17 protein-coding genes and 1 tRNA gene are annotated in these 22,913 nt (G+C 70.1%); 11 read left to right on the top strand and 7 right to left on the bottom strand.

Features of this window, described 5'->3' with window-relative positions:
• Positions 1-221: 221 nt before the first annotated feature.
• A complete protein-coding gene (locus tag IOD16_RS18120; protein WP_123741811.1) occupies positions 222-902 on the top strand; it encodes a glycoside hydrolase family 11 protein in 681 nt (226 codons plus the stop codon).
• An 88-nt stretch (positions 903-990) separates the two neighbouring features.
• Here the strand turns inward: IOD16_RS18120 and IOD16_RS18125 are convergent, their stop codons facing one another.
• On the bottom strand, positions 991-1,956 hold the full coding sequence (locus IOD16_RS18125; RefSeq protein WP_268957725.1) for an alpha/beta fold hydrolase: 966 nt from the start codon (positions 1,954-1,956) through the stop codon (positions 991-993).
• A gap of 167 nt (positions 1,957-2,123) precedes the next feature.
• Between IOD16_RS18125 and IOD16_RS18130 the strand changes: the two genes are divergently transcribed.
• The 7 genes from IOD16_RS18130 to IOD16_RS18160 all read left to right on the top strand — a co-directional run bounded on the left by IOD16_RS18130 (position 2,124) and on the right by IOD16_RS18160 (position 11,978).
• A complete protein-coding gene (locus IOD16_RS18130; RefSeq protein ID WP_201440980.1) occupies positions 2,124-3,797 on the top strand; it encodes a glycosyltransferase in 1,674 nt (557 codons plus the stop codon).
• Between the two features lie 43 nt (positions 3,798-3,840).
• On the top strand, positions 3,841-5,286 hold the full coding sequence (locus IOD16_RS18135; RefSeq protein WP_201440981.1) for a class I adenylate-forming enzyme family protein: 1,446 nt from the start codon (positions 3,841-3,843) through the stop codon (positions 5,284-5,286).
• A gap of 74 nt (positions 5,287-5,360) precedes the next feature.
• On the top strand, positions 5,361-6,545 hold the full coding sequence (locus IOD16_RS18140) for a hypothetical protein (protein WP_201440982.1): 1,185 nt from the start codon (positions 5,361-5,363) through the stop codon (positions 6,543-6,545).
• Between the two features lie 95 nt (positions 6,546-6,640).
• Positions 6,641-7,594 carry a calcium/sodium antiporter gene (locus IOD16_RS18145; RefSeq protein WP_201440983.1) on the top strand — a complete coding sequence of 318 codons (954 nt, stop codon included), beginning with the start codon at positions 6,641-6,643 and terminating at the stop codon, positions 7,592-7,594.
• 185 nt (positions 7,595-7,779) lie between these two features.
• Positions 7,780-9,264: a Na+/H+ antiporter NhaC gene (gene nhaC, locus IOD16_RS18150; protein WP_201440984.1), complete on the top strand. Its 1,485-nt coding sequence runs from the start codon at positions 7,780-7,782 to the stop codon at positions 9,262-9,264.
• A gap of 13 nt (positions 9,265-9,277) precedes the next feature.
• A complete protein-coding gene (locus tag IOD16_RS18155; protein WP_201440985.1) occupies positions 9,278-10,711 on the top strand; it encodes a basic amino acid/polyamine antiporter in 1,434 nt (477 codons plus the stop codon).
• A 16-nt stretch (positions 10,712-10,727) separates the two neighbouring features.
• On the top strand, positions 10,728-11,978 hold the full coding sequence (locus IOD16_RS18160; protein WP_201440986.1) for an arginine deiminase: 1,251 nt from the start codon (positions 10,728-10,730) through the stop codon (positions 11,976-11,978).
• Positions 11,979-12,284: 306 nt separating this feature from the next.
• Here IOD16_RS18160 and IOD16_RS18165 read toward each other — a convergent pair whose 3' ends face one another.
• Positions 12,285-12,626, bottom strand: a complete 342-nt coding sequence (locus IOD16_RS18165) for a hypothetical protein (protein ID WP_123741819.1) — start codon at positions 12,624-12,626, stop codon at positions 12,285-12,287.
• Between the two features lie 213 nt (positions 12,627-12,839).
• Here IOD16_RS18165 and IOD16_RS18170 point away from each other — a divergent pair.
• Positions 12,840-12,922: transfer RNA gene (locus IOD16_RS18170), tRNA-Leu, on the top strand.
• A gap of 337 nt (positions 12,923-13,259) precedes the next feature.
• Here IOD16_RS18170 and IOD16_RS18175 read toward each other — a convergent pair.
• Positions 13,260-13,511: a helix-turn-helix transcriptional regulator gene (locus IOD16_RS18175; RefSeq protein WP_201440987.1), complete on the bottom strand. Its 252-nt coding sequence runs from the start codon at positions 13,509-13,511 to the stop codon at positions 13,260-13,262.
• 134 nt (positions 13,512-13,645) lie between these two features.
• On the opposite strand from IOD16_RS18175, the gene IOD16_RS18180 reads away from it, so the two are divergent.
• Both IOD16_RS18180 and IOD16_RS18185 read left to right on the top strand, forming a co-directional pair.
• Positions 13,646-14,710, top strand: a complete 1,065-nt coding sequence (locus IOD16_RS18180; RefSeq protein ID WP_236595074.1) for a tyrosine-type recombinase/integrase — start codon at positions 13,646-13,648, stop codon at positions 14,708-14,710.
• Positions 14,707-15,153 carry a hypothetical protein gene (locus IOD16_RS18185; RefSeq protein ID WP_201440988.1) on the top strand — a complete coding sequence of 149 codons (447 nt, stop codon included), beginning with the start codon at positions 14,707-14,709 and terminating at the stop codon, positions 15,151-15,153. The genes IOD16_RS18180 and IOD16_RS18185 overlap by 4 nt, the downstream gene beginning before the upstream one ends.
• Positions 15,154-15,288: 135 nt before the next feature.
• Here IOD16_RS18185 and IOD16_RS18190 read toward each other — a convergent pair whose 3' ends face one another.
• The 4 genes from IOD16_RS18190 to IOD16_RS18205 are packed head-to-tail and all read right to left on the bottom strand — an operon-like array spanning position 15,289 to position 22,901.
• Entirely contained in the window at positions 15,289-16,344 is a 1,056-nt protein-coding gene (locus IOD16_RS18190) for a Wadjet anti-phage system protein JetD domain-containing protein (protein ID WP_201440989.1), read from the bottom strand.
• On the bottom strand, positions 16,334-20,665 hold the full coding sequence (locus tag IOD16_RS18195; protein ID WP_201440990.1) for a hypothetical protein: 4,332 nt from the start codon (positions 20,663-20,665) through the stop codon (positions 16,334-16,336). The genes IOD16_RS18190 and IOD16_RS18195 overlap by 11 nt, the downstream gene beginning before the upstream one ends.
• Positions 20,665-21,399, bottom strand: coding sequence for a hypothetical protein (locus IOD16_RS18200; protein WP_201440991.1), 735 nt, complete (start codon positions 21,397-21,399; stop codon positions 20,665-20,667). Before IOD16_RS18200 ends, IOD16_RS18195 begins: the two co-directional genes overlap by 1 nt.
• The gene (locus tag IOD16_RS18205; protein ID WP_201440992.1) at positions 21,396-22,901 is read right to left on the bottom strand and encodes a hypothetical protein; all 1,506 of its coding nucleotides are present in this window, start codon (positions 22,899-22,901) and stop codon (positions 21,396-21,398) included. Before IOD16_RS18205 ends, IOD16_RS18200 begins: the two co-directional genes overlap by 4 nt.
• Between the last annotated feature and the right edge of the window lie 12 nt (positions 22,902-22,913).

The following is a 22,913-nucleotide window of genomic DNA, read 5'->3' on the forward strand; positions in this document are numbered from 1 at the left end:
CGGAGCCGGTCGAACACTGTCTGCATCGACAGACCCCGGACCGATGTCGATCGAGTCGCCCACCGCGACCGGCGCCGACCGCGCGAATTCCGCGGATGGCGTTCCGCCGCAGTGTACGACACCGCAGTGCCGCGGCCACCTTTCCCGGCCGTCGACCGGCACGCCGGTTTCGCCGCACGTCGGGTGGCCCTCGCTGGCCTCAACGAGGAGGAAGCACAAAAATGGATGACAACGCCCCTGCGCAGCCTTCGATCAGCCGCAGGACGTTCATCGGCGGCGCCGGAGCCCTGGCGCTCTCCTCCGGGCTGATCCTGCCCGGCACCGCCCAGGCCCAGACCGTCACCACGAACCAGACGGGCACCCACAACGGTTACTACTACTCGTTCTGGACCGACGCCCAGAACACCGTCTCCATGACCATGGGGTCGGGCGGGCAGTACAGCACCTCGTGGCGGAACACCGGCAACTTCGTGTGCGGCAAGGGCTGGAGCACCGGCTCCCGCCGGACCGTGCGCTACTCGGGCAGCTTCAGCCCTTCGGGCAACGGCTACCTGTGCCTCTACGGCTGGACGTCCGGCCCGCTCGTCGAGTACTACATCGTGGACAGCTGGGGCAACTACCGCCCCACGGGCACCCACCGGGGCACGGTCACCAGCGACGGCGGTACGTACGACATCTACCAGACGATGCGCTACAACGCGCCGTCGGTGGAAGGCACCAAGACGTTCCCCCAGTTCTGGAGCGTCCGCCAGCAGAGGCGGGTCGGCGGCACCATCACCACGGGCAACCACTTCGACGCGTGGAGCCGGGCCGGCATGCAGCTGGGCAGCTTCCGCTACTACATGATCATGGCGACCGAGGGCTACCAGAGCAGCGGCAGCTCGAACATCACCGTGAGCTAGGCACGCGGACCCGGTGGCGCGGCGGCGACCAGGCCGCCGCGCCACTTCGCTGTCGGGACACCCCCGACGCGGGCGGCCCCGCCCCGGGTCAGGAACCCGGCGGCGGGCCGATCCCGAAGTCCGCGAACAGCCCGTCGAGCACGTCCGCGAACACGTCGGGCCGGACCAGCGGACCCAGGTGGTCCAGGCCGGGCACGTCGACCGACCGGCCCGAGGGCAGCCCGGCGCACGCCTCCGCGAGCGAGTCGCCGGTCACCACCACCGACTCGCTCCCGCGCAGGAACACCGTCGGGCACCGCACCGCCGGCAGCGCCTCCCGCCACGGGCACGAGACCGCGGTCCGGAACAGCTGCGCCTCCACCTCGGGCGCGCACCGCAGCCGCACCCCGCCGGCCGGGTCCTCGACCAGGCCCGAGTCGACGTAGTCGGCGAGGACGGCCGGCGCGAGCCGGGACAGCGGCGGCCGGGCGGACCAGCGGGCGAGCGCGTCGGCGCGGGACGGGAACACCGCGCGCCGCCGGGCCGCCGCTTCGGCGAACGCCGGGTCGTGCCGGGTCGCGAGGATCGGTTCGAAGCACACCAGCAGGTCGAACGTGCCCGGCGCCCGCGCCTGCGCCAGCAGCAACGCCGTCGCGCCCAGCGAGTGGCCCACGCCGATGAGCGGTCCGGCGCCCAGCGCGCGGGCGGCGCCGAGGACGTCGTCGGCGAACACACCCCAGTCGGCGTCCTCGGCCGGCGGCGGCGCGGCGCCGTGGCCGCTCAGGTCGAGGGCGGCGGCGCGCACCGGTGTCCGCAGGTGTTCCACGGCCGTCCGCCAAACGCGTCCGGTAAAGCCCGCCGCATGGCAGAACAATGCCGTCCAAATGGGCCCGCCTGATTGTCGGGGATCGTTCAGGAAATAGCGGGCCGAGCCGGATCTGCCGAGGTCGGCGGCGTTGTCCACGGGGTCCCTTCGGAAATCCGATCGATGGGCTGGCACACCCGCAGGGCAGCCTCTACGATCAGCGCCGGTAACGATCCAGTTCGGTGATCCACCGTGGTCGTGTTCCACCATAGTGGAATGGGCGACCGAGGCGGCGGCGACGCCGACTGCTGCGCGCGGGCACCACCCCACCCCTGTCGTGCTCGACCGGCGCAGCGACGTGCCGATCCCGCACGACTCCCCTCGGTGAAGGGCGCAGTGTGAACCCGACCCCGGTACCGGGCCTGGTCTCGGTCGTCATGTTGGTCCGCAACCGCCTGGAGCACACGCGCCGGGCGTTGGCGTCCCTCGCCCGCGCGTCCGGCGAGTTCGAGATCGTCGTGGTGGACAACGGGTCCGACGACGGCACCGCCGAGCACCTGGCCGCGCTGGAGCACCCGCGCGCCCTCACCGTCCTGCGCCACGAGGACGACCGCGGCGGCAGCGAGCGGCGCAACGTCGGCGCGGCGGTGGCGCGCGGCGAGTTCCTGCTCTTCCTCGACAACGACGTGCTCGTCGACGACCCCGACGTCGTCGAGGTGCTCGCCGCCGAGCTGACCGCCGACCCGGGCCTCGGCGCGGTGTCGCCGCTGCTGCTCTACCCCGGCGACCGCGAGCTGGTGCAGTGCGCGGGCGGCGCGTCCACCGCCGACGGCCGCATCGGGCCCGTCGGGCGCGGCAAGCCCCTCGGCGCGGAGCACCGCGCGCACCGCGAGCAGTCGTGGGCGCCCACCGCCGCGCTGATGGTGCGGCACAGCTCGTTCCGCCGGGTCGGCGGGTTCGACGAGTCGTTCGACCCGGTGTCGCTGTGCGAGGACGTGGACCTGTGCTGCCGCCTGCGCGCGGACGGCGAGCGGCTGCGCTACGTCGGTTCGGTGGCGATGCGGCACTTCGAGGGCACCACGTTCAACCACGTCGGCCACGACAAGCTGCCCATCTGGAAGCGCCACATGCGGGTGATCCGCAGCCGTTGGGCGGAGCTCTTCGCGACGGGGCCGACGCACGCGGCGGCGGACCTGGAGTGGGTGCCGGTCGAGAAGGACTACGCCGACCTGGACCGGCCGCGGGTGTCGGTGCTCGCCGACCCGGGTGCCGCCGCGGCGGACCTCAGCTTCTTCGCCAGCGACCGCGCGCTGGCCACCGCCGAGCCCGCCGACGTGCGGGTCGTGGTCGTCGGCGCGGACCCGGTGCCGGCGGTGCGGGGCGTGCGCGTGGTCGGCGTGGCCGATCCCGACCTGCGCGCGTTGCTGCCCGCCGCACGGGCGCACGGCGCCCCGTGGGCGTTGCGGGACGGCACGCGGCTGGTGGAGACGGTCCCCGCCGAGGGTGTCGTGGTGACGGCGCCGGACACGGCGGCGGCGCTGACCGCGTTGCGCCGAGGGCTGCACGTGCTGCTGGGCAAGCGGGCCGTGGACGACCTGGCGCGCCTGGTCGAGGCGGCACGGCAGGCGCCCGGCCGCTGCTCGGTCGACCTGCCGTGGGCGCACCACCCGGCGCTGGTGGAGCTGGGCAAGGCGGTCGCCGAGGGCGGCGCGGAGGGCTTCGCGGTGCGCCTGGCCGGGCCCGGGGGCCACGACCTCGTCACCGAGTTCGGCCCGGACGCGCTGGACGCCGTCGAACGGGTGCTCGGCATGCCCGTGACCGACGTGCGGACGGTGGAGGCGACCCGGTCGCGGGTGCGGGCCGTGGCGGTGGCCGGCGGGGTGACCGGGTCGATCGAGCTCGGCCGGGGCGAGACCCGGTTCCACTTCTCCGTCACCGGCGCCTCGGCCGCGGACCTGGTCGCGCCGCCGGTGAGCGGCGCGTACGCGGACTTCGTCGCCGCGCTGCGCGGCGGGCCGCCGCCGTCGACCGGGCTGGACGCGGTCGCCGGCCTGTTCGACGTGGTGCTGGAGTGGCGTTCGGCGGTGGCCGCGCTCCGCACGACCCCGTGACCTCCCCCGCTCCCGGGCGGGCCCGAGCAGGAAGAGCCCTGGGATGAACCTGGTCGACGTGCTGCGTGCCGGAGCCGACGCCGGAGGGTGGCTGGACCGGCCCGCCTACGAGGTGGACGGCGCCATGCTGACGCACGCCGACGTGTACGCCGGTGCGGGACGCGTCGCCGGCGCCCTGGCCGGCGCGGGCGTGCGGCCCGGCGACCGGGTCGCGCTCGTGCTGGACGACGGGCCGGACTTCGTCCTGGCGTTCCTGGGCGCCGCGCACGCGGGGGCCGTGGCCGTGCCGGTCAACCCCCGGCTGCACCCCGACGAGCTGCGCCGGGTGCTGGACGCCGCCGGACCGGCGCTGGTCGTGGGCCGGCCGGGGTTCTCGGCGGCCGGGTTCGCGGTGGCCGCCTTCGCCGAGCTCGACGGCGGTGAGCCGGTCCCGGTCACGCCGCGGGCCCAGGACGACCAGGTGTACGCAACGTTCACCTCGGGCACGACCGGCGTGCCCCGCCTGTGCCCGCAGCTGCACGGCGACCCGATCGTGCACCACCGCTCGTTCGCCGTGCCGGCGCTGGAGCTGGGTCCGGACGACGTCGTGCACTCGGTGTCGAAGATGTACTTCGCCTACGGCCTGAGCAACTCGCTGTTCTTCCCGCTGCTGTGCGGCAGCCGCGTGGTGCTGAACCCGGAGGCGCCGCTGGTGGACGACGTGCTGGCGATCGTGGACAAGTACGACGTGACCGCCCTGTTCGCGGTGCCGACGTTCTACCGCAAGCTCGTCGCCCACCCCGGCAGCGACCGGCTGGCGAAGCTGCGCATCGCCGCCACCGGGGGCGAGGTGCTCTCCGCCGCGCTCGAGGAGCGCCTGATGGAGGTCCTCGGCGACCGCCTGCTCAACGGCATCGGCACCACCGAGGTCGGTCAGGCGTTCACCCACAACACCCGCGCCGCGCGCCGCGTCGGCACCGCGGGACGTCCCCTGCCGCCGTTCGAGGTGCGCGTGGTGGACGAGCGGGGCGAGCCCGTCGAGCCGGACGTGACCGGTCGACTGCAGGTGCGCGGCCCGACGATCACGCTGGGCGTCCACGAGGACGGCACGGCGGTGCGCGTCGACGACTGGTACGCCACCGGTGACCTGGCCTCGATCGACGTCGACGGTTACGTGACCGTCATCGGCCGCCTGGACGACCTCGAGAACGTCGGCGGGATCAAGGTCCACCCGCTGGAGGTCGAGAACCTCCTGGCCGGCCACTCGATGGTGCGGGAGGCAGCCGTCTGCGCGGTCGCCGACGACGGCGGTTCGACCCGGCTGCTGGCGTACGTGGTGCGCGCCGACGGTCCGATCGGGGACGACGACCTGGCCGAAGCCCTGATCGCGATGGCCCGCCGGGACCTGACGGCGTACAAGGTGCCGCGCCGGGTCGTCTTCGTGCCGTCCCTGCCCCGCACGGGCTCGGGCAAGCTGCGCCGCCACGTCGTGCGGACCTGGCGACCCTGAACCCGGGTGTCACGTTCGCCGCCGCCGCAACGACGAACCAGTGCACACCTCGGGCAGGAAAGGTCGGCGAATCCATGACGCGAACCAGTGGCGACGTGCGGGCACTCGACGGCGGCGGCCCGCCCTCGGTCGCCGACGTCGACGAGATCGCCGCCCACCCCGACCCGGTCGTTCGCAACCTCCGGATCACCCACTGCTACCACCGCCTGTCGCGGGCGCCGGCCGACCGGACCGGCGGGTCGGCGAACTGGTGCACGTTCGCCGTGTGGGCGTCCAAGCAGGTCGGCCAGACCATCCGGCAGGAGGACCCGGCCCGGGTGCTCGACCGGGTGCTGACGTCCTCCCCCGAGGCGACCGCCGCCGTCGACCTGCTGCTGCACAGCCTGCGACGGGCCGTTCCCCGCCACGTCCTCGAGCACGCCGACCGGTCGGTGCGCCGCGCCGTGGTGGCCGCCGCCCGGCTCGACGTGGCCGGTGAGGCGTCCGCGCGGGGCAACCTCAAGGTCTTCGAGGAGATCGCCCGCGAGTTCGCCCGCTTCCTGGCCGAGACCGCCGACGACGTCGACGGTTTCAGCGCCGCGCTGCGCCCCGGAGAGCCGCCCGAGGGCCGGCGCTACCTCCGGCAGGCGTTCACCCGCTACCACCGGGCGATGTCCGCGGTCGACCCGAAGGAGCGGGCCGAGCTGCTGCTCCTGGCCAACCTCGAGATCGGCCTGCACGAGCAGACCCGCCTGCAACCGGAGATCACCGCGGCCCTGCAAGCGCCCCTGATCGACCCGCGCGACCTCGAACGCCGCCTCCTGGACCTGCTCCTGCCCGGCAACCGGGTGGTCAAGTGGCTGCGCCGGGTGCTGCTGACCGTGCTCGGCCGCCGCACGCCCGTGCGGCTGGCCGTCGAGCGGCTCGCCGACCAGGCCCGTGCGCCGGCCCGCCGGGTCGTCACCGAGCACCTCATGACGATGGCGCTGCCGGGCGGCGAGCTGCTGGACCTCAGCGTGGACCTGTCCGCCGAGTTCCCGCCGCTGCTCGCCCACCTGACCGACCCCGAGCTGCTCGCCCTGCTCCACACGATCGACCCGACGACCGACAGCCTGCTCGACACCGCCGCCCGCGACTGGTCGGACCTGCCCGACCGGATGCACTACATCGCCGACCTCTTCCGCTGCCACGCCTACCGGGCCGACCTCCTCGAGCCGCCGTTCACCCCGCAGCAGGTCGCGGACCTCACGAGCGGACGTCTCCCGACCGGACGCCTCTGAGTCCCGCGCCGGTTGCGGGCGGCCGGCCGGTCGGTGACCATCGGCAGGACCGGTGTCGCCGTCGAACGGCGCCACCGTCCACCGAGGAGGGTGCGGTGGCGGCTTCCACGGCGGCGCTGCTGGCCGGCCTGGCCATGCTCGTCGCGGGCGCGGAACTCGTGGTGCGCCAAGGCACCGCCCTCGCCGCCCGGTTCGGCGTCAGCCCGCTCGTGGTCGGCATGACGGTGGTCTCCGTCGGCACCAGCCTGCCGGAGCTGGCCATCGGCATCAACGCCGCCGGGCAGGGCAACGCGGGCCTCGCGGTGGGCAACATCGTGGGCACGAACCTGGTCAACGTCCTGCTCATCCTCGGGCTGAGCGCCCTGATCCGGCCCGTCGTGTTCGAACCGCGGACCCTGCGCTTCGACCTGCCGGTCATGGCCGGCGCGGCGGTGCTGCTGCTCGTGCTGGCCCTCGACGGCTCGCTCACGACCGCGGACGGGGCGTGGCTGTGCGTCTACGGCGCCGCCTACCTCGGGCTGCTGGTCGTCCACACCAGACGGCAAGCGGCCGCGTCCAAGGGCACACCGCCCGCCACCGCGACGACCCGGTCGGCCGCCGTCCAGGTCGTCCTGCTGGTCGTCGGCCTGGCCGTCATCGTCGTCGGGGCCGAGTTCCTCGTGGACGGCGCGGTGCGCATCGCCCGCGTCTGGGGCGCGAGCGACACCTTCGTCGGCCTCACCGTCGTCGCGATCGGCACCTCGGCGCCGGAACTCGTGACCACGATCGTGTCCACCGTGCGCGGTGACCGGTCGCTCGCCCTGGGGAACCTGCTCGGCTCCAGCGTGTTCAACATCGCCCTCATCCTCGGGCCCACCGTGCTCGCCGCGCCGGGGACCGTCCCGGTGCCCGACGACGTCCTGGCCCTGGACATGGTCCTCATGGTCGCCACCGCCCTCGTGTGCGTGCCCGCCTTCTTCACCCGCAGGCAGCTGAGCCGCTGGGAGGGCGCGGCCTTCGTCGCCACCTACGTCGCCTACACGACCTGGCTCGTCACGACGCGGCTGTGAGCACACGTCGCGGCGACGTCACTCGATCGGGGAGTTTGCCGACGGTGCAGGTAGGACCCTTTTGCGCGCCCACCGACCCGGACCTACCGTGATTGGACCATGCCGGATTCTGCGCGGGACGATCACCGGACGCGAGCGCCGCGACCGGGACTCCCCGTGCTCGGGACCGGACCGCCGAGGCGCACATGACCGACACCGGCGACCACCGGCCCGTCCGCGCACCGTCGCTCGTGGACGCGACCGTGCCGCTGGTCGCGCTGGTGGCGCTGATCGGCGGCTCCCTGGCCCTGTTCGGACTGACCGCCCTCGACGGACCCATCCAGGTCGCGTTGATCCTCTGCGCGATGGTCGCGGCCCTGATCGCCCTCAAGAACGGCCACCGCTGGGTCGAAGTCCAAGCCGCGGGCCAACGCGCGCTCACCTCCATCACCAGCGCGCTGTTCATCCTGCTGGCGGTCGGCGCGCTGATCGGCACGTGGAACCTGTCCGGCACCATCCCGACGCTGGTCTACTATGGCATCCAGGTCCTCTCGCCCACCTGGTACTACGCGGCGACCGCGTTGATCTGCGGCATCGTCGCGATGTCGATCGGCAGCTCGTGGACCACGGCGGGCACGATCGGCGTCGGCCTGGTCGGCATCGCCCTGATGCTCGGCCTGTCACCCGGCATCACCGCCGGCGCGGTCATCTCGGGCGCCTACCTCGGCGACAAGCTCTCGCCGCTGTCGGAGACGACCGTCCTCACCTCGCAGATCGCCGGGGTCGACGTCTACGAGCACATCAAGCGCCAGGCGTGGACCTCGCTGCCCGCGTTCGGCCTCGCGTTCGTCCTGTTCGCGCTGATCGGCCTGTTCTGGGGGCCGACGCCCACCGACGCCGGCGACACCACCTCCGAGCTGAACGCGCTCGGCGACATCTACTGGATCACCCCGCTCAACCTGCTGCCGCTGGTGCTCCTCGCGGTCCTGTCCGTCCGCAAGGTCCCCGCGTCCCTGGCCCTGATGGCCTCCGCGCTCTTCGCCGGCGCCCTCGCCGTGTTCACCCAGCACGACGTGGTGCGCGCGTTCGTCGCCGAGCCCGGCCTCGACCCGGTGCGCACCGGCATCCGGGCCGTCTGGCAGGCCCTGGCCACCGGTTTCGCGATGGACTCCGGGATCGGCGACATCGACCGGTTGCTGTCGCGCGGCGGCATGGACAGCATGCTGCTCACCCTCTGGCTGATCATCGGCGCGGTCACCTTCGGCACCGTGCTGGAGGAGTTCGGACTGATCAACCGCCTGATCGACCCGCTGATCCACGCGGCGAAGGGCACCGGCCGGCTGTTCGCCGCGGTGTTCGCCACCGCGTTCGGGCTCAACGTCGTGGCGGGCGACCAGTACATCGCGCTCGTGCTGCCGTCCAAGGTCTTCCGGGCCGAGTTCGCCAAACGCGGACTCGCGCCGACCAACCTGTCGCGGCTGGCCGCCGACAGCGGCACCGTCACCTCCCCGTTGGTGCCGTGGAACTCGTGCGGCGCGTTCATGAGCGCGGCGCTGGGCGTGTCGACGCTGCTGTACCTGCCGTTCTGCTTCTTCAACATCGCGAGCCCGCTGCTGAGCGTGGCCTACGGGTTCACCGGTTTCCGGGTCGAAAGGGTGCGATCGACCGGCGCCGAGCCGGCCGACGCGTGAACAGGTGGCGACGATGACCGTGACCGAGACCGAGAAGTCGCAGCAGATGCCGTTGCCGACCCTCACCGCGATGGTGGTCGGCTCGATGGTCGGCGCGGGCGTGTTCTCGCTGCCGCGCAACTTCGCCCAGGCCACCGGCGTGCTCGGCGCGATCGTCGCCTGGGTGATCGCGGGCGTCGGCATGCTCATGCTGGCGTTCGTGTTCCAGACCCTCGCGGTGCGCAAACCCGAGCTCGACGCCGGCGTGTACGCCTACGCGAAGGCCGGGTTCGGCGAGTTCCCCGGCTTCTTCTCCGCGTTCGGGTACTGGGCGAGCGCGTGCGTCGGCAACGTGAGCTACTGGGTGTTGATCAAGTCGACCCTCGGCACGGCGATACCCGGCCTGGGCGAGGGGAACACCGTGCTGGCGGTGGCGATCTCGGCCCTCGGCGTGTGGGCGTTCCACTTCATGATCACGCGTGGCGTCAAGGAAGCCGCGGCGATCAACCGGATCGTCACGATCGCCAAGCTGGTGCCGATCCTGGTGTTCGTGGTGATCCTCGCCGTCACGCTGAAGGCCGACGTGTTCTCGGCCAACTTCTGGGGCGGCACCGAACCGTCGGCCGGCGCGCTGTTCGAGCAGGTCCGCTCCACGATGCTGGTCACGGTGTTCGTCTTCCTCGGCGTCGAGGGAGCCAGCGTCTACTCCCGGTACGCCCGCAAGCGCACCGACGTCGGCCGCGCGACCGTGCTCGGCTTCCTCAGCGTGCTCGCGCTGTTCGCGTCGGTGACCCTGCTGTCCTACGGCGCGTTGGGCAAGGACGACCTCGGCGAGCTGCGGCAACCGTCGATGATGGGCGTGCTGGAGTCGGTCGTCGGCACGTGGGGCTCGGTGTTCATCGGACTGGGCCTGATCATCTCGGTGCTCGGCGCCTACCTGGCGTGGACGCTGATGGCCGCCGAGGTGCTGTTCGTCGCCGCGAAGGACGACGACATGCCGCGCTTCCTCAAGCGCGAGAACCGCCAGGGCGTGCCCATCGCGGCGCTGGTGATGACGAGCGTGCTCATCACCGCGGTGCTCGCCGTGACCGTGTTCTCCGACGACGCCTTCACCTTCACCCTCAAGCTGTGCAGCTCGCTGTCGCTCATCCCGTACCTGCTGGCCGCCGGGTACGCGCTGCGGATCGGCACCGGCGGCGAGGACCGGGAACGCGCCGGGCGGCGCAAGGAGATCGCGGTCGCGGCCCTCGCGGTCGTCTACACCCTGTTCCTGATCTTCGCGGCCGGCATCGAGTTCCTGCTGCTGTCGTTCGTCATCTACGCGCCGGGGACAGTCCTGTTCGTGATGGCGCGGCGCGAACAGGGCAGGCGCGTGTTCTCCGGCCCCGAGCTGGTGCTGTTCATCGTCGCGGTCGTCCTGGCCGTGTCCGGCGTGATCGGCCTCGCCACCGGTCTGATCGTCATCTAACGAGAGGGACAAGGACATGACCGACACGGCTCAGCGCCCGTCCGCGGCGTACGGCGTGCACTCCGAAGTCGGCACGCTGCGCAAGGTGCTCGTCTGCGCACCGGGCCTCGCCCACGCCCGGCTGACCCCGACCAACTGCGACGCCCTGCTGTTCGACGACGTCATGTGGGTCCAGAACGCCCGCCGCGACCACTTCGACTTCATGGCCAAGCTGCGCGAACGCGGCGTCGACGTCGTAGAGCTGCACAACCTGCTCGCCGAGACCCTCGACGTGCCGGGCGCAAAGACCTGGCTGCTGGACCGCAAGATCGTCGCCGACGAGGTCGGGATCGGCCTGGTCGACGACACGCGCGCGTTCCTGGAGAGCCTGGAGCACCGCAGGCTGGCGGAGTTCCTGATCGGCGGGCTCTCCACGACCGACCTGCCACCGGACTTCCGCCCCGGCTACCTCGCCCTGGCCCGCGAGTCGGCGGGCGTGCCCGAATACCTGATGCCGCCGCTGCCCAACACCCTCTACACCCGCGACACCACCTGCTGGCTCTACGGCGGCGTGACCCTCAACCCCCTCTACTGGCCCGCGCGGCACGACGAGACGCTGCTGATGAAAGCGGTCTACGAGTTCCACCCGGACTTCGTCGGCTCGACCGTCTGGTGGGGCGATCCCGAGCGGAGCTGGGGCCTGTCCACGTTGGAAGGCGGCGACGTCATGCCGGTGGGCAACGGCGTCGTGCTGGTCGGGATGAGCGAGCGGTCCTCCCGCCAGGCCATCACCCAACTGGCCGCCACCCTGTTCGAGCAGGGCGCCGCCGAACGCGTGATCGTCGCCGGCATGCCGAAGCTGCGCGCGGCCATGCACCTGGACACCATCTTCACCTTCGCCGACCGCGACTGCGTGACCACGTTCCCCGACATCGTCGACGGCATCCACCCGTTCACCCTGCGCCCCGGAGACCCGATCGAGGTGACGGAGGAGAAGCAGTCCTTCGTCGACGTGGTGGCCGACGCCCTGAACCTGCCGAAGCTGCGCATCGTGGAAACGGGCGGCGACACCTACGCCGCCGAACGCGGCCAGTGGGACAGCGGCAACAACCTGGTCGCCGTCGAACCCGGCGTGGTCGTCGCCTACGACCGCAACACCCACACCAACTCCCTGCTCCGCAAAGCCGGCATCGAAGTCATCACCATCGTCGGCGCCGAACTGGGCCGCGGCCGCGGCGGCGGCCACTGCATGACCTGCCCCATCTCCCGAGACCCGATCGACTACTGACCCTCCCTCTCCTTTCCCTCCGAATCGGAGCCAACAAAACCTGTCCACAACAACCCATCCGCCACCGGCACGAACGCCGACTGCAACAAATCAATTTCACCCCGCCCCTGCTTCACCCGAGCAAGCCGACCCACTCCTCGCCCCCCACCACGATGGAACGCGCACGGCATCACATCAGCCTCTTCAGCGACGCCCAGAAGGGGCATCACCTCCGACACCGTGAGCATCCCTGCCCCCAAACAGGAACCGGTCCCGTGTTCAGGTGCACACGGGACCGGTCGTAGCAGCGCCGTAACGCTGCCGTGATCAGGGGTTCTGCGTATCGGTATTCGCAGCTCGCGCAACAAGGGCACTGGCCGCGACGTGAGCCCGATCAAGGCCCACGGCGAGCAGTGTGGCGCGAATAACCGAGACAGGAACGCGGTTCCTCAGCGCCAGCGCGGTGCGCTCGGTCTCGATGTCAAGCCGAGTCGCGACGTCGGCCGGAAGCATGACCGGGACCAGATCCGTCACGTCGTCGTAGATGAGAGGTGGAACATCATTAGTCACCGCGCCAGCGTCGCCGGTCGGAACAACAAATACCAGTGCCCAATAGGCTGACAATGCCCCCGCCACCGACCCCCTGTCCGGCCCCAACACCACCGCCACCCCTCACCACGTGCCCTCCCCACCTCTCCCGCCACCCCCACCGGCCTCCACCAACCCACCCCACTGCCCGCGCCTCCACAGCCCTCAACCACCCAACCCTCCAACCTCACCCCTCTGACCAGCCAAAACTCCAACGGCCCACCAACCAGCCCCCCCGATTTGGACCACGGAAGACGATCATGTAATCTATGCCCACACCACGGCGAGAGCCGAGTCCGGGTGGCGGAATGGCAGACGCGCTAGCTTGAGGTGCTAGTCCCCGAAAGGGGGTGGGGGTTCAAGTCCCCCCTCGGACACAAAATGAGCTGATATCTCAGCCTCGCCCTCAGTGATCTCCACAGGTCACTGAGGGTTTCGTGTATCAACATGAGATAACTTCAGCGCCTAGATGATCTTCTTTTCGGCGCGTGTTCAAGGTGACACTCGAACACGCGCCGTTGCATATTCCCTGGTCAGAGCGTTGTGTGATGAATGTCTACTGTGGACGTTGGTGACCTGTCGGCGCGCGCCCAGCAAAAATCGCCAGCCGCTCATTACCGTCGGTCACGGACGTATCGTGCGGCTCGGCATGCGGCACAGACCGGACGGCGGAGCATGCTTAAGGCATCGCCCGCAGAACCGCCGTGCCGGAAGTCAGACTTCGTCGTCCGCAGGCCGGAACAGTTCGAACGGCTCCACCTGCAAGGCGTCTGCCAAGACGAACACACGGTCGAGACTCGGCGAATGACGGCCGTTCTCGATGCGATTGATCGTCTTGCGGTCGAACCCGCTTGCCTCCGCCAGTTGCTCCTGCGTCAGGTCGCGTCCCAAACGCAGTGAGGCGAGGCGGTGCCCGAAGCGCGCACGGTAGTCCGCGAGGCGCGGATGAACCGGGGACGCTGGCACGGGGGCAACGTTGGTACGTTTGGCCGTGCGAGTCCGTACCAACGCTGGTACAACATGCGGCACCGGAATCCGGACCGGCGGCGTTCACGCTGGTCAACCCGCCACCGCCGCAGCACCATGACTCGAGGACACCGTTGAGCACCGACCCCAAGACCGTCCAGGCTGCCCGACTGCTGATCGCCCAACTCGGCCTCACTCCCCAGGACCTGATGTGGGTCCCGACGGACATCCCGACCTTCGCGCAATACGTGCCCAAGGTGGTAGCGGCCTCCGGCCCAGGCGCCGCCCGCACCTACGGCACCTACTGGACCCGCATCATCGAGACCTTCGGCGACCGGCGCCTTGACGAGGTCACCGCCACTGACATCGAAATCCTCAAGCGACAGCTGGTCGCCAATCGACGCATCAGGCGCAACGACCGCGGCGGCCAGTCCGTGGCCGAACACCTCGTCTCAGCCATGCGAGCCATCTACACCCAGGCCATCAACGACAACCTCCTGCCTCCTCACCACAATCCCGCCCTCAAGGTCGCCAAACCCCGCCCTCGCCCCACCACCCGCTACGCCTTGGCGTCCAATGAAGTAGCCGCCCTGTGCGACGCGCTAACCACCAGCGGCCACGACGCCGTACTGGACACCCTGCTGTTCCGTCTGCACCTGGAATCTGCCTGCCGACGTGGCGGCGCACTGGCCCTTCGAGAGGAGGACATCGAACCGACCTCCTGCCTCATCCGCCTGCGCGAGAAGAACAACACCGTGCGCCTGCAACCGATCAGCCCCACTTTGATCGCCTCACTACTGGCTCACCGCGAACACCGCGGGAACGGCAAACCAACCACCGAACCACTGCTGCGCCACCACAACGGCACCCCGATCAACCGCCGCCGCTACGACCGCATGTGGCAACGCCTGGCCGACCGCATCCCCTGGGTAGCCGCCCGCAACATCTCCACCCACTGGCTGCGCCACACCACCCTGACCTGGGTCGACCGCCACTACGGCCCTTCAGTCACCCGCGGCTACGCAGGCCACAGCCATCCGCGCGGCGACAACGTCACCGGCACCTACACCAAAGCCACCCTGCCCGAGATCGCCACCGCCCTGGCCGCCTACACCCGCGAACCCCACCCCTTGGCCTCCACACCACCGCCCGATGGTGGACTGCCCTTGTTCCCTACCTTCACGCCGGTGCGTCCGTGACCGAGCGGTCCACGCGACTCTTCGTCCCACCGACAGACCGCCCGCAGGCGCCGCTGCAGACCATCGCCCCACCACCGGCACTTTCCAGGAAGGCCGACCTCCTGCTCGCCACTGCGGCCATCGACCACTCCGGCCGCATCCCCGCCCGCAGACTTCTGCGTGCACTGGCCTGGAACCCAGGCGACCCCACCAGTACCCAACTACGTGGCGACGTGATCACACTGCGCCTCGACCCGAAGAGCCCGCGTCGGATTGACAGTCGGCACCACGTCTTCGTCCCCCTCGGTCTACGTGATCTGACAGGCATCCGCACCGCCGACCACATCGCACTCCTCGCCGTGCCCCAAGAACAGGTGCTCCTCATCTGTCCTGCGCGGGTCCTACGCTCGCTGATGGCAGATCATTTGGCGCTGGAGGACGACGCTGTAGTAAGCCAATCCTGATCAACGCCCTCAGCGTGAGGTCGCAATGGGTGCTTCTCGCAACGCGCTCGATCACGCATCGCTGCAACTAGGAGTGCACCTTGCTACGGATCCGAGACCGATACGCCGACATGGCTGGTGAGCGCACTACACCCCTTACGTCAACGACTCGGGCTCGTCGAACCAGTCAGCCAGCGTGGTCCCGGACAGCACCTCGACCCCGACATACTCTTGGACCAAGCGTTTACCATCAGCGACCGCAGAAGTCGCGGCCTCCCCCAGTGGCTCGTCGAACCACGCTCGCGCCCACGCGACGAGGGCGGCCGTCGGGAGTGCTGTGTTCGACGGTCGTGAGGCTCCGTGGTGAAGCAGGAGTCGATAGAGCCCACGTGCGGGTATGACCGGTGGCAGGGCCAGTTCCGCAGCACGGCTCTCGGCCAGCTTGGCGACTCGCAGACCTCCCGTGTCGATGTCGCCGAAGTACCAGCAGGCCGTGGGCGCAGGTGCCATCGTGCTCAAGGCCGCGAGGCGGGTCCCGACCTGGTTGCCCGAGCCCCAAACGACCCGACCGTCGAACCCCAACTGTTCCGCTCGGTCGCTGATTGAGCGGTAAGTGGTGTAGTTCTCGATCACCAACCACGATCGGTCGCCAAGCGTTGTCTGCTCCACCGGCGGCCAGCATGCGTAGGTTTCGAGCAGTCCGAGGGTGAGCCTCCCTGGACTGAAAAGCGGGCCGAGCATCCAGGCTTCCAACTCCTTCTCGTCGCCCAGAACCTCCAAGGAGCGCTCGCGCACCGGTACCCGTACTGCCCTGCGCTTCGGTAGCCAGTTGTTGACCGCCTCGAGGAACGACAACTCGGCAGGGCTCAGGAGGTCCTCGTCGAAGAGCAGGGCCGCCCACGCCAACTCCGCATGCCAGACCACGGGTGGTCTCGGGGTTCGCTCGGGACGGAGCGGCGCGGGCCTCGTCACGTAGAGGGGGAGTGGAGGATGGGCTGAGCGATCCAGCTTGGTCCGTGGCAGTTCAACTCGCCCCTCAGCAGCCAGAGTGGCGAGAGCCGTGAGCACACGGCTCCTCCATCCCACTGTGGCGGCAGCAGTTCGATCGACCGACGCGGCGGCGACGAGGATGGCTTGGAGGGGTACGCGACGGATACGTGACTTCTCCACCGCCAGAGCGATGGCGTCCGCGATGGCCTTCTCAGGGTTCATGCCGTACCGCCGACACCACGTCGACGACCTGCGAGTTGTTGTCATCGACCTGCACGTACGCGCGACCTTCGCGCGTCGTGGACGACCGTTTGTGCATGGCTGCGATCCGGGGGAAGGTTGTAACCGCCCCGAGGTCGCCGATACCCGTCCAGAACACCAACTGGACGCCGTTGGCCCGGGCGACCTTGCGCTGGAGTTCGAGGAAGGGCAGGTAATTCGCCTTGCCGAGGGGGTTGTCCAAGGGCACCACGCCACCCGCGGAGCCGGCTTTGGCGCCGGTGCGCTGCTCGGCGCGTAGCCGGGCGAGGACGCAGAAGAGGACCAGAGAGGCGGTGAGGTTCTCACCACCGGACCACTTGCGCATCTCCTCCACCGGGGTTCGCCCGATTGGCTGATCAGGCGAGGGCTTGAGCACGGTTGCCTTGAATCCCTCGACGACTGATGCCTCCGTCGCACGCCACAGCAGCTCCACGGCGTCCAACTCGATGCGGCCACTCCGGACCATGCGGTCCACCAGTTCCCCGACCCGGAGGACGACCTGTTCCCGGTTGGGACGGTTGCGCGCTTCGACCACCAGGAACTTCCGGTATTCCCAGCGGCCGATGCCCTCCGGCAGTTCGGACAGGGCGGAGGCGCGGTTGAGCAGGACGAGGGCATCGGCGACCAGGTCGCTCAACCTCACCACGACGTTGTTCTTGTGGGTCTCGACCTGGTCGAGCTGCTGGGCGATGGCCTTCTCCCTCGTTTCCAGGTCGAAGGCCAGCTCACCGGCCAGCGCCGCCACGCGTTCGATGACGTGCTCGCCCCGGAACATCTCGCGCAGGCGGTGCACGGCTTGTCCGTGTTCATCCTCCGCGACCGCGGCGAAGCGGTCCTGCCCGGCCCAAGTCCGCAGGTCGTGCACGACCGCCGTGCGGGCGCGATCAGCTGCCCCATACGTCTCCTGCACCTTCTCCAGCTCCGCGACGAGGTTCCCGACGACCGCCCGGGTCTCCTCGTCGTCGTCGGGAACCACCCCGGACGGCTGGTCGGCCGCGGCGACCTGACGCAGCTTGTCGGCCTGGTCGCGCAGGAGACCGGCACGGGTCTCGGCCTTCCGGACCGCGTCGGCCGCGGCATCACGGTCCTTCTCGGTCTGTCCCAGCTTCAACTGCCCCTCCGACGCCTCCGCCTCTGCGGCTGCGGCCAACCGCTCGGCGTGCTCCTGGTCAACGGGCTGCTCGATCTCGTCCGTACTGCGGAGCTTGGTCACGGGTGCTTCGGCTTGTTTCCGCCTGGCGGTATCGAGATCAGTCCGAGCGGCGCCGACCGCCTGGTTGGCGCGTTCGAGGCGCTCGGCGGCGCGGGCGGCGGCGCGGGCGCGGAGGTCGTGATCCGCGGATGCCTCGCCGGCGACCAGTTCGAGGGCGGATCGCTGCACCTCGTCCGGGTGCGTGTTCCACGCCCTGCCGACCTTGACGACCTCTCGTTCGGCGTCCTCCACCGCCCTGCGCAGCTCTCGTTCCGGGAACTCCTCCCGCAACTGACGCTGGGCTTCGGCGTGGACGGTCTCGGCTGCCTCCAGCGCCAGGTCGGTAGGGGTGGCCGGTCGGGGCAGTCCTTCACGTCGTCCCGTCCACTCGGTTCGCCGCCGGTCCAGCTCACGGATGTCCGTGGCAAGTTGCTCGATGATCTGAGCCGCGTCCTCGCGGTGCCTCTCGGCCTGGCCGGCCTGGGCCGCGGCCCGGGAGCGCTCGTCCGGGATCGCCGCCAGCCTGGCCTTCGCGGGTTCCGCGACGTCCCGTTCACCAGCGGCTAACGCCGCCACCCGTGGAAGGACCGCCCCGATCCGCGCGAGCTGCTCCCTTCGGTCAGCGAGCAGGCCGGCGACCTCGTCCGCGCCCTCCCGGATCGTTCGCCGCTCCTCCGACACGGTGTCCTCGTGCTCACGGGCTCGTGCCAGTGCGGACTCGGCGGCGGAGGTGCGCTCGCGCAGGCCGTCAATGCCGTCAGCGGGCAGGTCGCCGACGAACGCCTCGATTCGCGCGATCCGGGCCGCGTCGCGCCCGCGCTGCTCGGTCAACCCCGCCAGGAGCTCGCCGTCCGCGGTGTGGCGGCCGCGTCGACGCTCCAGTTCCGCTGACGCCGCGTCGGGGTCGTGTTGGGCCCGCGCCGGGCCGAGGACGACACGTGGCGCTCCGCGGTGGGCGAAGGCCGTCGCCGGAGCCAGGACGACCACGTCCTCCACCGCCGTGGTGATCTTGGCCGCGGCACCGGCGGGGTCGCGGTAGACCACCACACCGTCGACCACGTCGGGCAATTCCGTGATGACGGCGGTGTGCTCGTCTGCCGGCACGTGTTTGGCGAGGTAGTGCCACCCGGAGTGCGCCGTGATCCCCTGCCGGTTCAGCTCGTGGAGCACCTTCTCGACCTCGGGACGCGGTGGCAGCAGGTCTGTTCGCTCAAGGCCGAGAATCGCGCGCTCGTCCCGTGCCCGTTCCTCCCGAACGTTGATCACTCGGTGATCGGCAGCGGCGATGGCACCGGCGAGCACATCCAGGACGTCGTCGACACCGTGTGTCAGGTCCACCAGGTCGGTTTGGAGCAGTTCCCGCAGGCGTGCGTCATCAGCCAACTCCGCAGCTCGCCGCGTCAGCCGGCGGAGGTCCTCCGCGAGGGGCTGGTGCACGTCGCGGGCCTTGGTCGTCCCGGTCCGGGCCAGTGCCAATCGCTTCTCGCAGGCACTGATCTTCTCCAGTGCGGTCACCTGAGCAGCCCGCAGCCGCTCGACGTCCTGCCGAGCGGCTCGTTCCTCCTCACGCCACCGGACTTCGGCCGCGTCGATGCTCTCGTCCCGGATGATGATTCCCTCGGTCACCAGCTGCTGCTTCTCGGCCTGGAAACGCGCGATGTGGTCGTGGAGCGAATCTTCTTCACTCTTCAGTGCGGCGAGCCGCTCGTTCGCGGCGTCGAGTTCCGCCTGCGCCTTGACCCTGACGCCGCGGGCATCACCGAGAGCGGATCTCATCGTTTCAAGTGAACGATCGGCCTTGGCAATCTCGTTTTCCAGCGCACCGGCCACGAGGGCCTTCGCGGCCTCCGCCCTGCGGACGAGCGGTTCGACCTGATCGGCCGCGTCGAGCAGTGCGTCCTTCGTCGTGGCCAACCTGGCCTTCGCGACTTCCAGGACGAGATGGTCCTCCACCGCGCCCCAAGCGCGCACTTCCAAACCTGCCGCGTCCACCTCGCCCTGCGCTTCAGCGAGCCGGGTCTTCGCGGAGCGGACGAGGAAGTCCACGGCGATCCTGCGGTATTCGTCGCGCCGCCTGCGGGCGGCGTCGACGCCACCTTTCAGGTCGGTCAACCTCCCGCTGAGATCCTCAACCAACCGGGCCGCCTCGTCACGCCTGCCCTGGGCGACTTCCTCCGCCTGGTGCAGAGCGCGCTTGAAGCCTGCGGCACGTACCCATACCCCATCGCGGATGTTCGAGGCTTTCACTACGGCCTGGTGGGCCTCACCCAGCGCTACGACCTTGGGCGCGGCCGTGGTGCAGAACTCCTTCTCGGCCTGGTAGACCGGACGCTTGGCGATCTCGGCGGCGGTGTCGGCGAGCAATTCGCGCACCGGGGCCACCCGCTGCTTGTCGCCGACGAAGCGCAACAGGTAGCGCACGAACGCGCCGGGGGAGTCGATCTCGGCGAACAGCCCGTCGATACCACCTTCGGCGGCGTTCACCTCGGTGAAGTAGTGGAACAGATCGGGGTCGAAGTTGCGCTCGCGCAGCGCGTTGTGCCACTCGCCGATGGTCTGGTCGGCCACCACGGCGTTCACGCCGAGTGCGGCCAGCTCGTTGACGTGCGACCGGAATCGCTCGCGGTCGTACCTTCCGCCAGTGCGCAGGGTGAACGGCAGGTCGTCGAGGGTCGAGCCTTCCACGGAAGGGTCGGGGTGGACGCACCACCAACTGCGCCGGAGCTTGTCCTTGCCGGGGCCGTTGTAGTCGCGCGGCCGCACCCGGCCATCCCACTCGTAGACGGCGCCGGTCAACAGCAGGTTGCCGGCCGGGTCCGCCCACTCGGCCACCACGTGCGCCGTGTCCTTCGCCTGGACCAGATCCTCCAACGTGCGCTTCTTCGTCCGAGTGGCGAGGAAGTCGCGCCGGTCGGGCAGGATCAGTGCGAGCAGCAGTGAGAGCATCGTGGTCTTGCCCGCGCCGTTGCGCAGCCACACGATGGCGTCGCAGGGTTCGCCGGCCACGTCGGTGAGGTCGACCAACAGGTCGGAGAACCGGTTCTCGGGAACACCGATGGAGTCCAGGTACAGCCTTCGCAGCCGGAACATCAGTCGCTCTCCTGCTCGGAGCCGCGCGCCAGGGCCGCGAACACCAACGATTCGGTCGTCTCGGCCAGCCCCACCCGGAACCGGTCGTTGAGCATGTACGTCTTGCCCCGCTCGTCGTCGAGGGAGGGCTCCCGACGTGCCCGCCCCGTCGTGACCAGGAATTCGAGGGTGCGGAGCACATAGTCACGACGGCAATCGCGCTTGAGACCGCCGTGCTGGGCCGGCAGCACCTCCGGCAGGTCCTGCCACATCCGTGCGGCTTCGCCGAGCTGCCCGTCCAACTCATCCTCGACGCCGACTGCGGCCTCGACGACCGCGCCGATGTTGCGGTCGAGAAAGCGCTCCAGGTCGACCGGGCGGACGGTCGGGCTGCCGGTCTCGATCAATGCCTCACCGTTCGGGTAGGCGAAGGCCGCGACGGCCACCAGTACGAGGCCGAAGCAACGCCGGTCCTGGAGCCGATTCTGGCCGGTGCGGATAGGCAGACCGGAGTTCTCCAGGGTGACCGCGAACGGGCCGTCCCCGCGTCCGGACACGAGCAGGCCCAGCGGTGTGGGCTGTCGCAGGTCCAGTCCGAGGCCGTCGGCGACGCGCGACACGATCTCGGCGAACCCGGTGTCCGTTACGTAGCGGTCCAGCAGCGCGCGGTACGGGCTGCCCATCGTCGGGCGTTCCTTTGGACCGAGCGCGAATCGAATGAGCAGTGCGGCGCTGGTCACGTCGGCGAGGTTCATGCGGCTCCGCTCGCATCGAGGTCCATCCGGTCGAGCGCCACCGATGTGGCGAGCACGAGGTCGGGACCGCGGTAGCGGTCGTCTACCAGAGGGATGCCTTGGTCGAGCGCGACCAAGGGTGCCAGAGCGGCTGCGAGGTCTTCACTGCGCGGCCGGTCGTCGGGCGCGGTGTCGTCTCCTGTGACGAACACCCACAGCGAAGCGCCCCACACCACGTCCAGCAGCCGGGTCGGGTCATCGACCTCCGCCGCTCGGGAACGTGCGACGGCGAGCAGCTCGGACAGCCGCGTCGGGCGGTGCGCCGCCGCAGCGAGGATGTCGGCCGCGCACCTGGCCACGTCGTCGGGAACCGAGTCGCCGACGGCGTCTCCGAGATCACCGGGATCGTCGACCTCCGGCTCGGGTTGTTCCCGGATCGCCGGGGCGCGCAGCAGCACTGAGCACAGCTCGTCGATCCCCCAGCAGGAGGGGACAACAGGTGGTGCGACGCCCGCCGCCACCTCGTCCGCAGAGACCGCGAACGAGTCGTCGTCCGCAGTGAGGAGTGGCCGCAGCACGTCTCGCGCAAGGTCAATTGCCGCTGCGAGGCCACGCGGCTGGAACCGCTGAACCTCTTGGGCGGCGAGGAACACCGGAATCGCCCGTTGGACGTACCGCTCCAACCGCAACCACACGTCTTCTCCGCGCCTGACCTCGCGCACAATCTCTCGGCACGTGTCCCGTGCCGCCGGGTCGGCGCTGGACCGCTCGGCCAGGTCGCGAAGCTGTCGATCCCGTTCGAGCTGCGTCGACAGCTGGGCCAGAACGTCCGTCAGCCACGTCGGCATCTCGCCGCGCCAGTCCACGGCCCGGATGTCGCGGCGGGTGTCCTCCAGCCTCTCCCGCAGGCTCGCCGACAGCCCCTGGGCCGTTCTGGTCGCCTGCCGCGCCGACGCGAGCGCCTTGGCGAATTCGCCCGCCTTCATCTGAATCTCGACCATCAGCTTGAGCGCCAGTGCACGGTCGGCGAGGTCGGTGTTGAGCGCTTGCAGGTAGAGCACGATCGCCTGATCGGTGGCCGTGATGGCGGCACCCTCATCACCGTCGGTCAGGCGTAACAGCCGGAACCGGAACGCCTCGGTCCGCTCACCGGTCTGGTCGTCGGCGGCGGGCTCCACCCACGTCGCCTGATGCGGTCGACCATCGTTCAGCACGGTGCCCAGCACCAACTTCGCCACCTTGGCCCACGGACGACGGGGGTCGGACGGGTTCATCCGCCTCGCCACCTGCGTCAGGTGGTCCACCACGGCGGCCGGACTGACCGAGCCATCGAGGCTCGCCTGGTTGAGGACGACGTAGTCGATCAACCGAAGTGCGAGCTGGGCGAGGTCGTAACCCCGGTGCTCGAAATCCGCCCTGGGCGCGGCACGGTTGAGGAGTTCGAACACGGGTCCGAGCAACTGCAACGTCTGCCATCGCCCGTACAGCTCGGTGGTCGAGCGAGGGCCGGGCGGTTGGCTCATGTTCCACAGGTC

The sequence above is a fragment of the Saccharothrix sp. 6-C genome, from assembly GCF_016695385.1.
Lineage (GTDB): Bacteria > Actinomycetota > Actinomycetes > Mycobacteriales > Pseudonocardiaceae > Actinosynnema > Actinosynnema texasense.

Coding starts and splice junctions, on each gene's coding strand:
- IOD16_RS18120 (WP_123741811.1), top strand. CDS start 222: ATGGATGACAACGCCCCTGCGCAGCCTTCGATCAGCCGCAGGACGTTC.
- IOD16_RS18125 (WP_268957725.1), bottom strand. CDS start 1,956: ATGGTGGAACACGACCACGGTGGATCACCGAACTGGATCGTTACCGGC.
- IOD16_RS18130 (WP_201440980.1), top strand. CDS start 2,124: ATGTTGGTCCGCAACCGCCTGGAGCACACGCGCCGGGCGTTGGCGTCC.
- IOD16_RS18135 (WP_201440981.1), top strand. CDS start 3,841: ATGAACCTGGTCGACGTGCTGCGTGCCGGAGCCGACGCCGGAGGGTGG.
- IOD16_RS18140 (WP_201440982.1), top strand. CDS start 5,361: ATGACGCGAACCAGTGGCGACGTGCGGGCACTCGACGGCGGCGGCCCG.
- nhaC (WP_201440984.1), top strand. CDS start 7,780: ATGACCGACACCGGCGACCACCGGCCCGTCCGCGCACCGTCGCTCGTG.
- IOD16_RS18155 (WP_201440985.1), top strand. CDS start 9,278: ATGACCGTGACCGAGACCGAGAAGTCGCAGCAGATGCCGTTGCCGACC.
- IOD16_RS18160 (WP_201440986.1), top strand. CDS start 10,728: ATGACCGACACGGCTCAGCGCCCGTCCGCGGCGTACGGCGTGCACTCC.
- IOD16_RS18190 (WP_201440989.1), bottom strand. CDS start 16,344: ATGAACCCTGAGAAGGCCATCGCGGACGCCATCGCTCTGGCGGTGGAG.
- IOD16_RS18195 (WP_201440990.1), bottom strand. CDS start 20,665: ATGTTCCGGCTGCGAAGGCTGTACCTGGACTCCATCGGTGTTCCCGAG.
- IOD16_RS18200 (WP_201440991.1), bottom strand. CDS start 21,399: ATGAACCTCGCCGACGTGACCAGCGCCGCACTGCTCATTCGATTCGCG.
- IOD16_RS18205 (WP_201440992.1), bottom strand. CDS start 22,901: ATGAGCCAACCGCCCGGCCCTCGCTCGACCACCGAGCTGTACGGGCGA.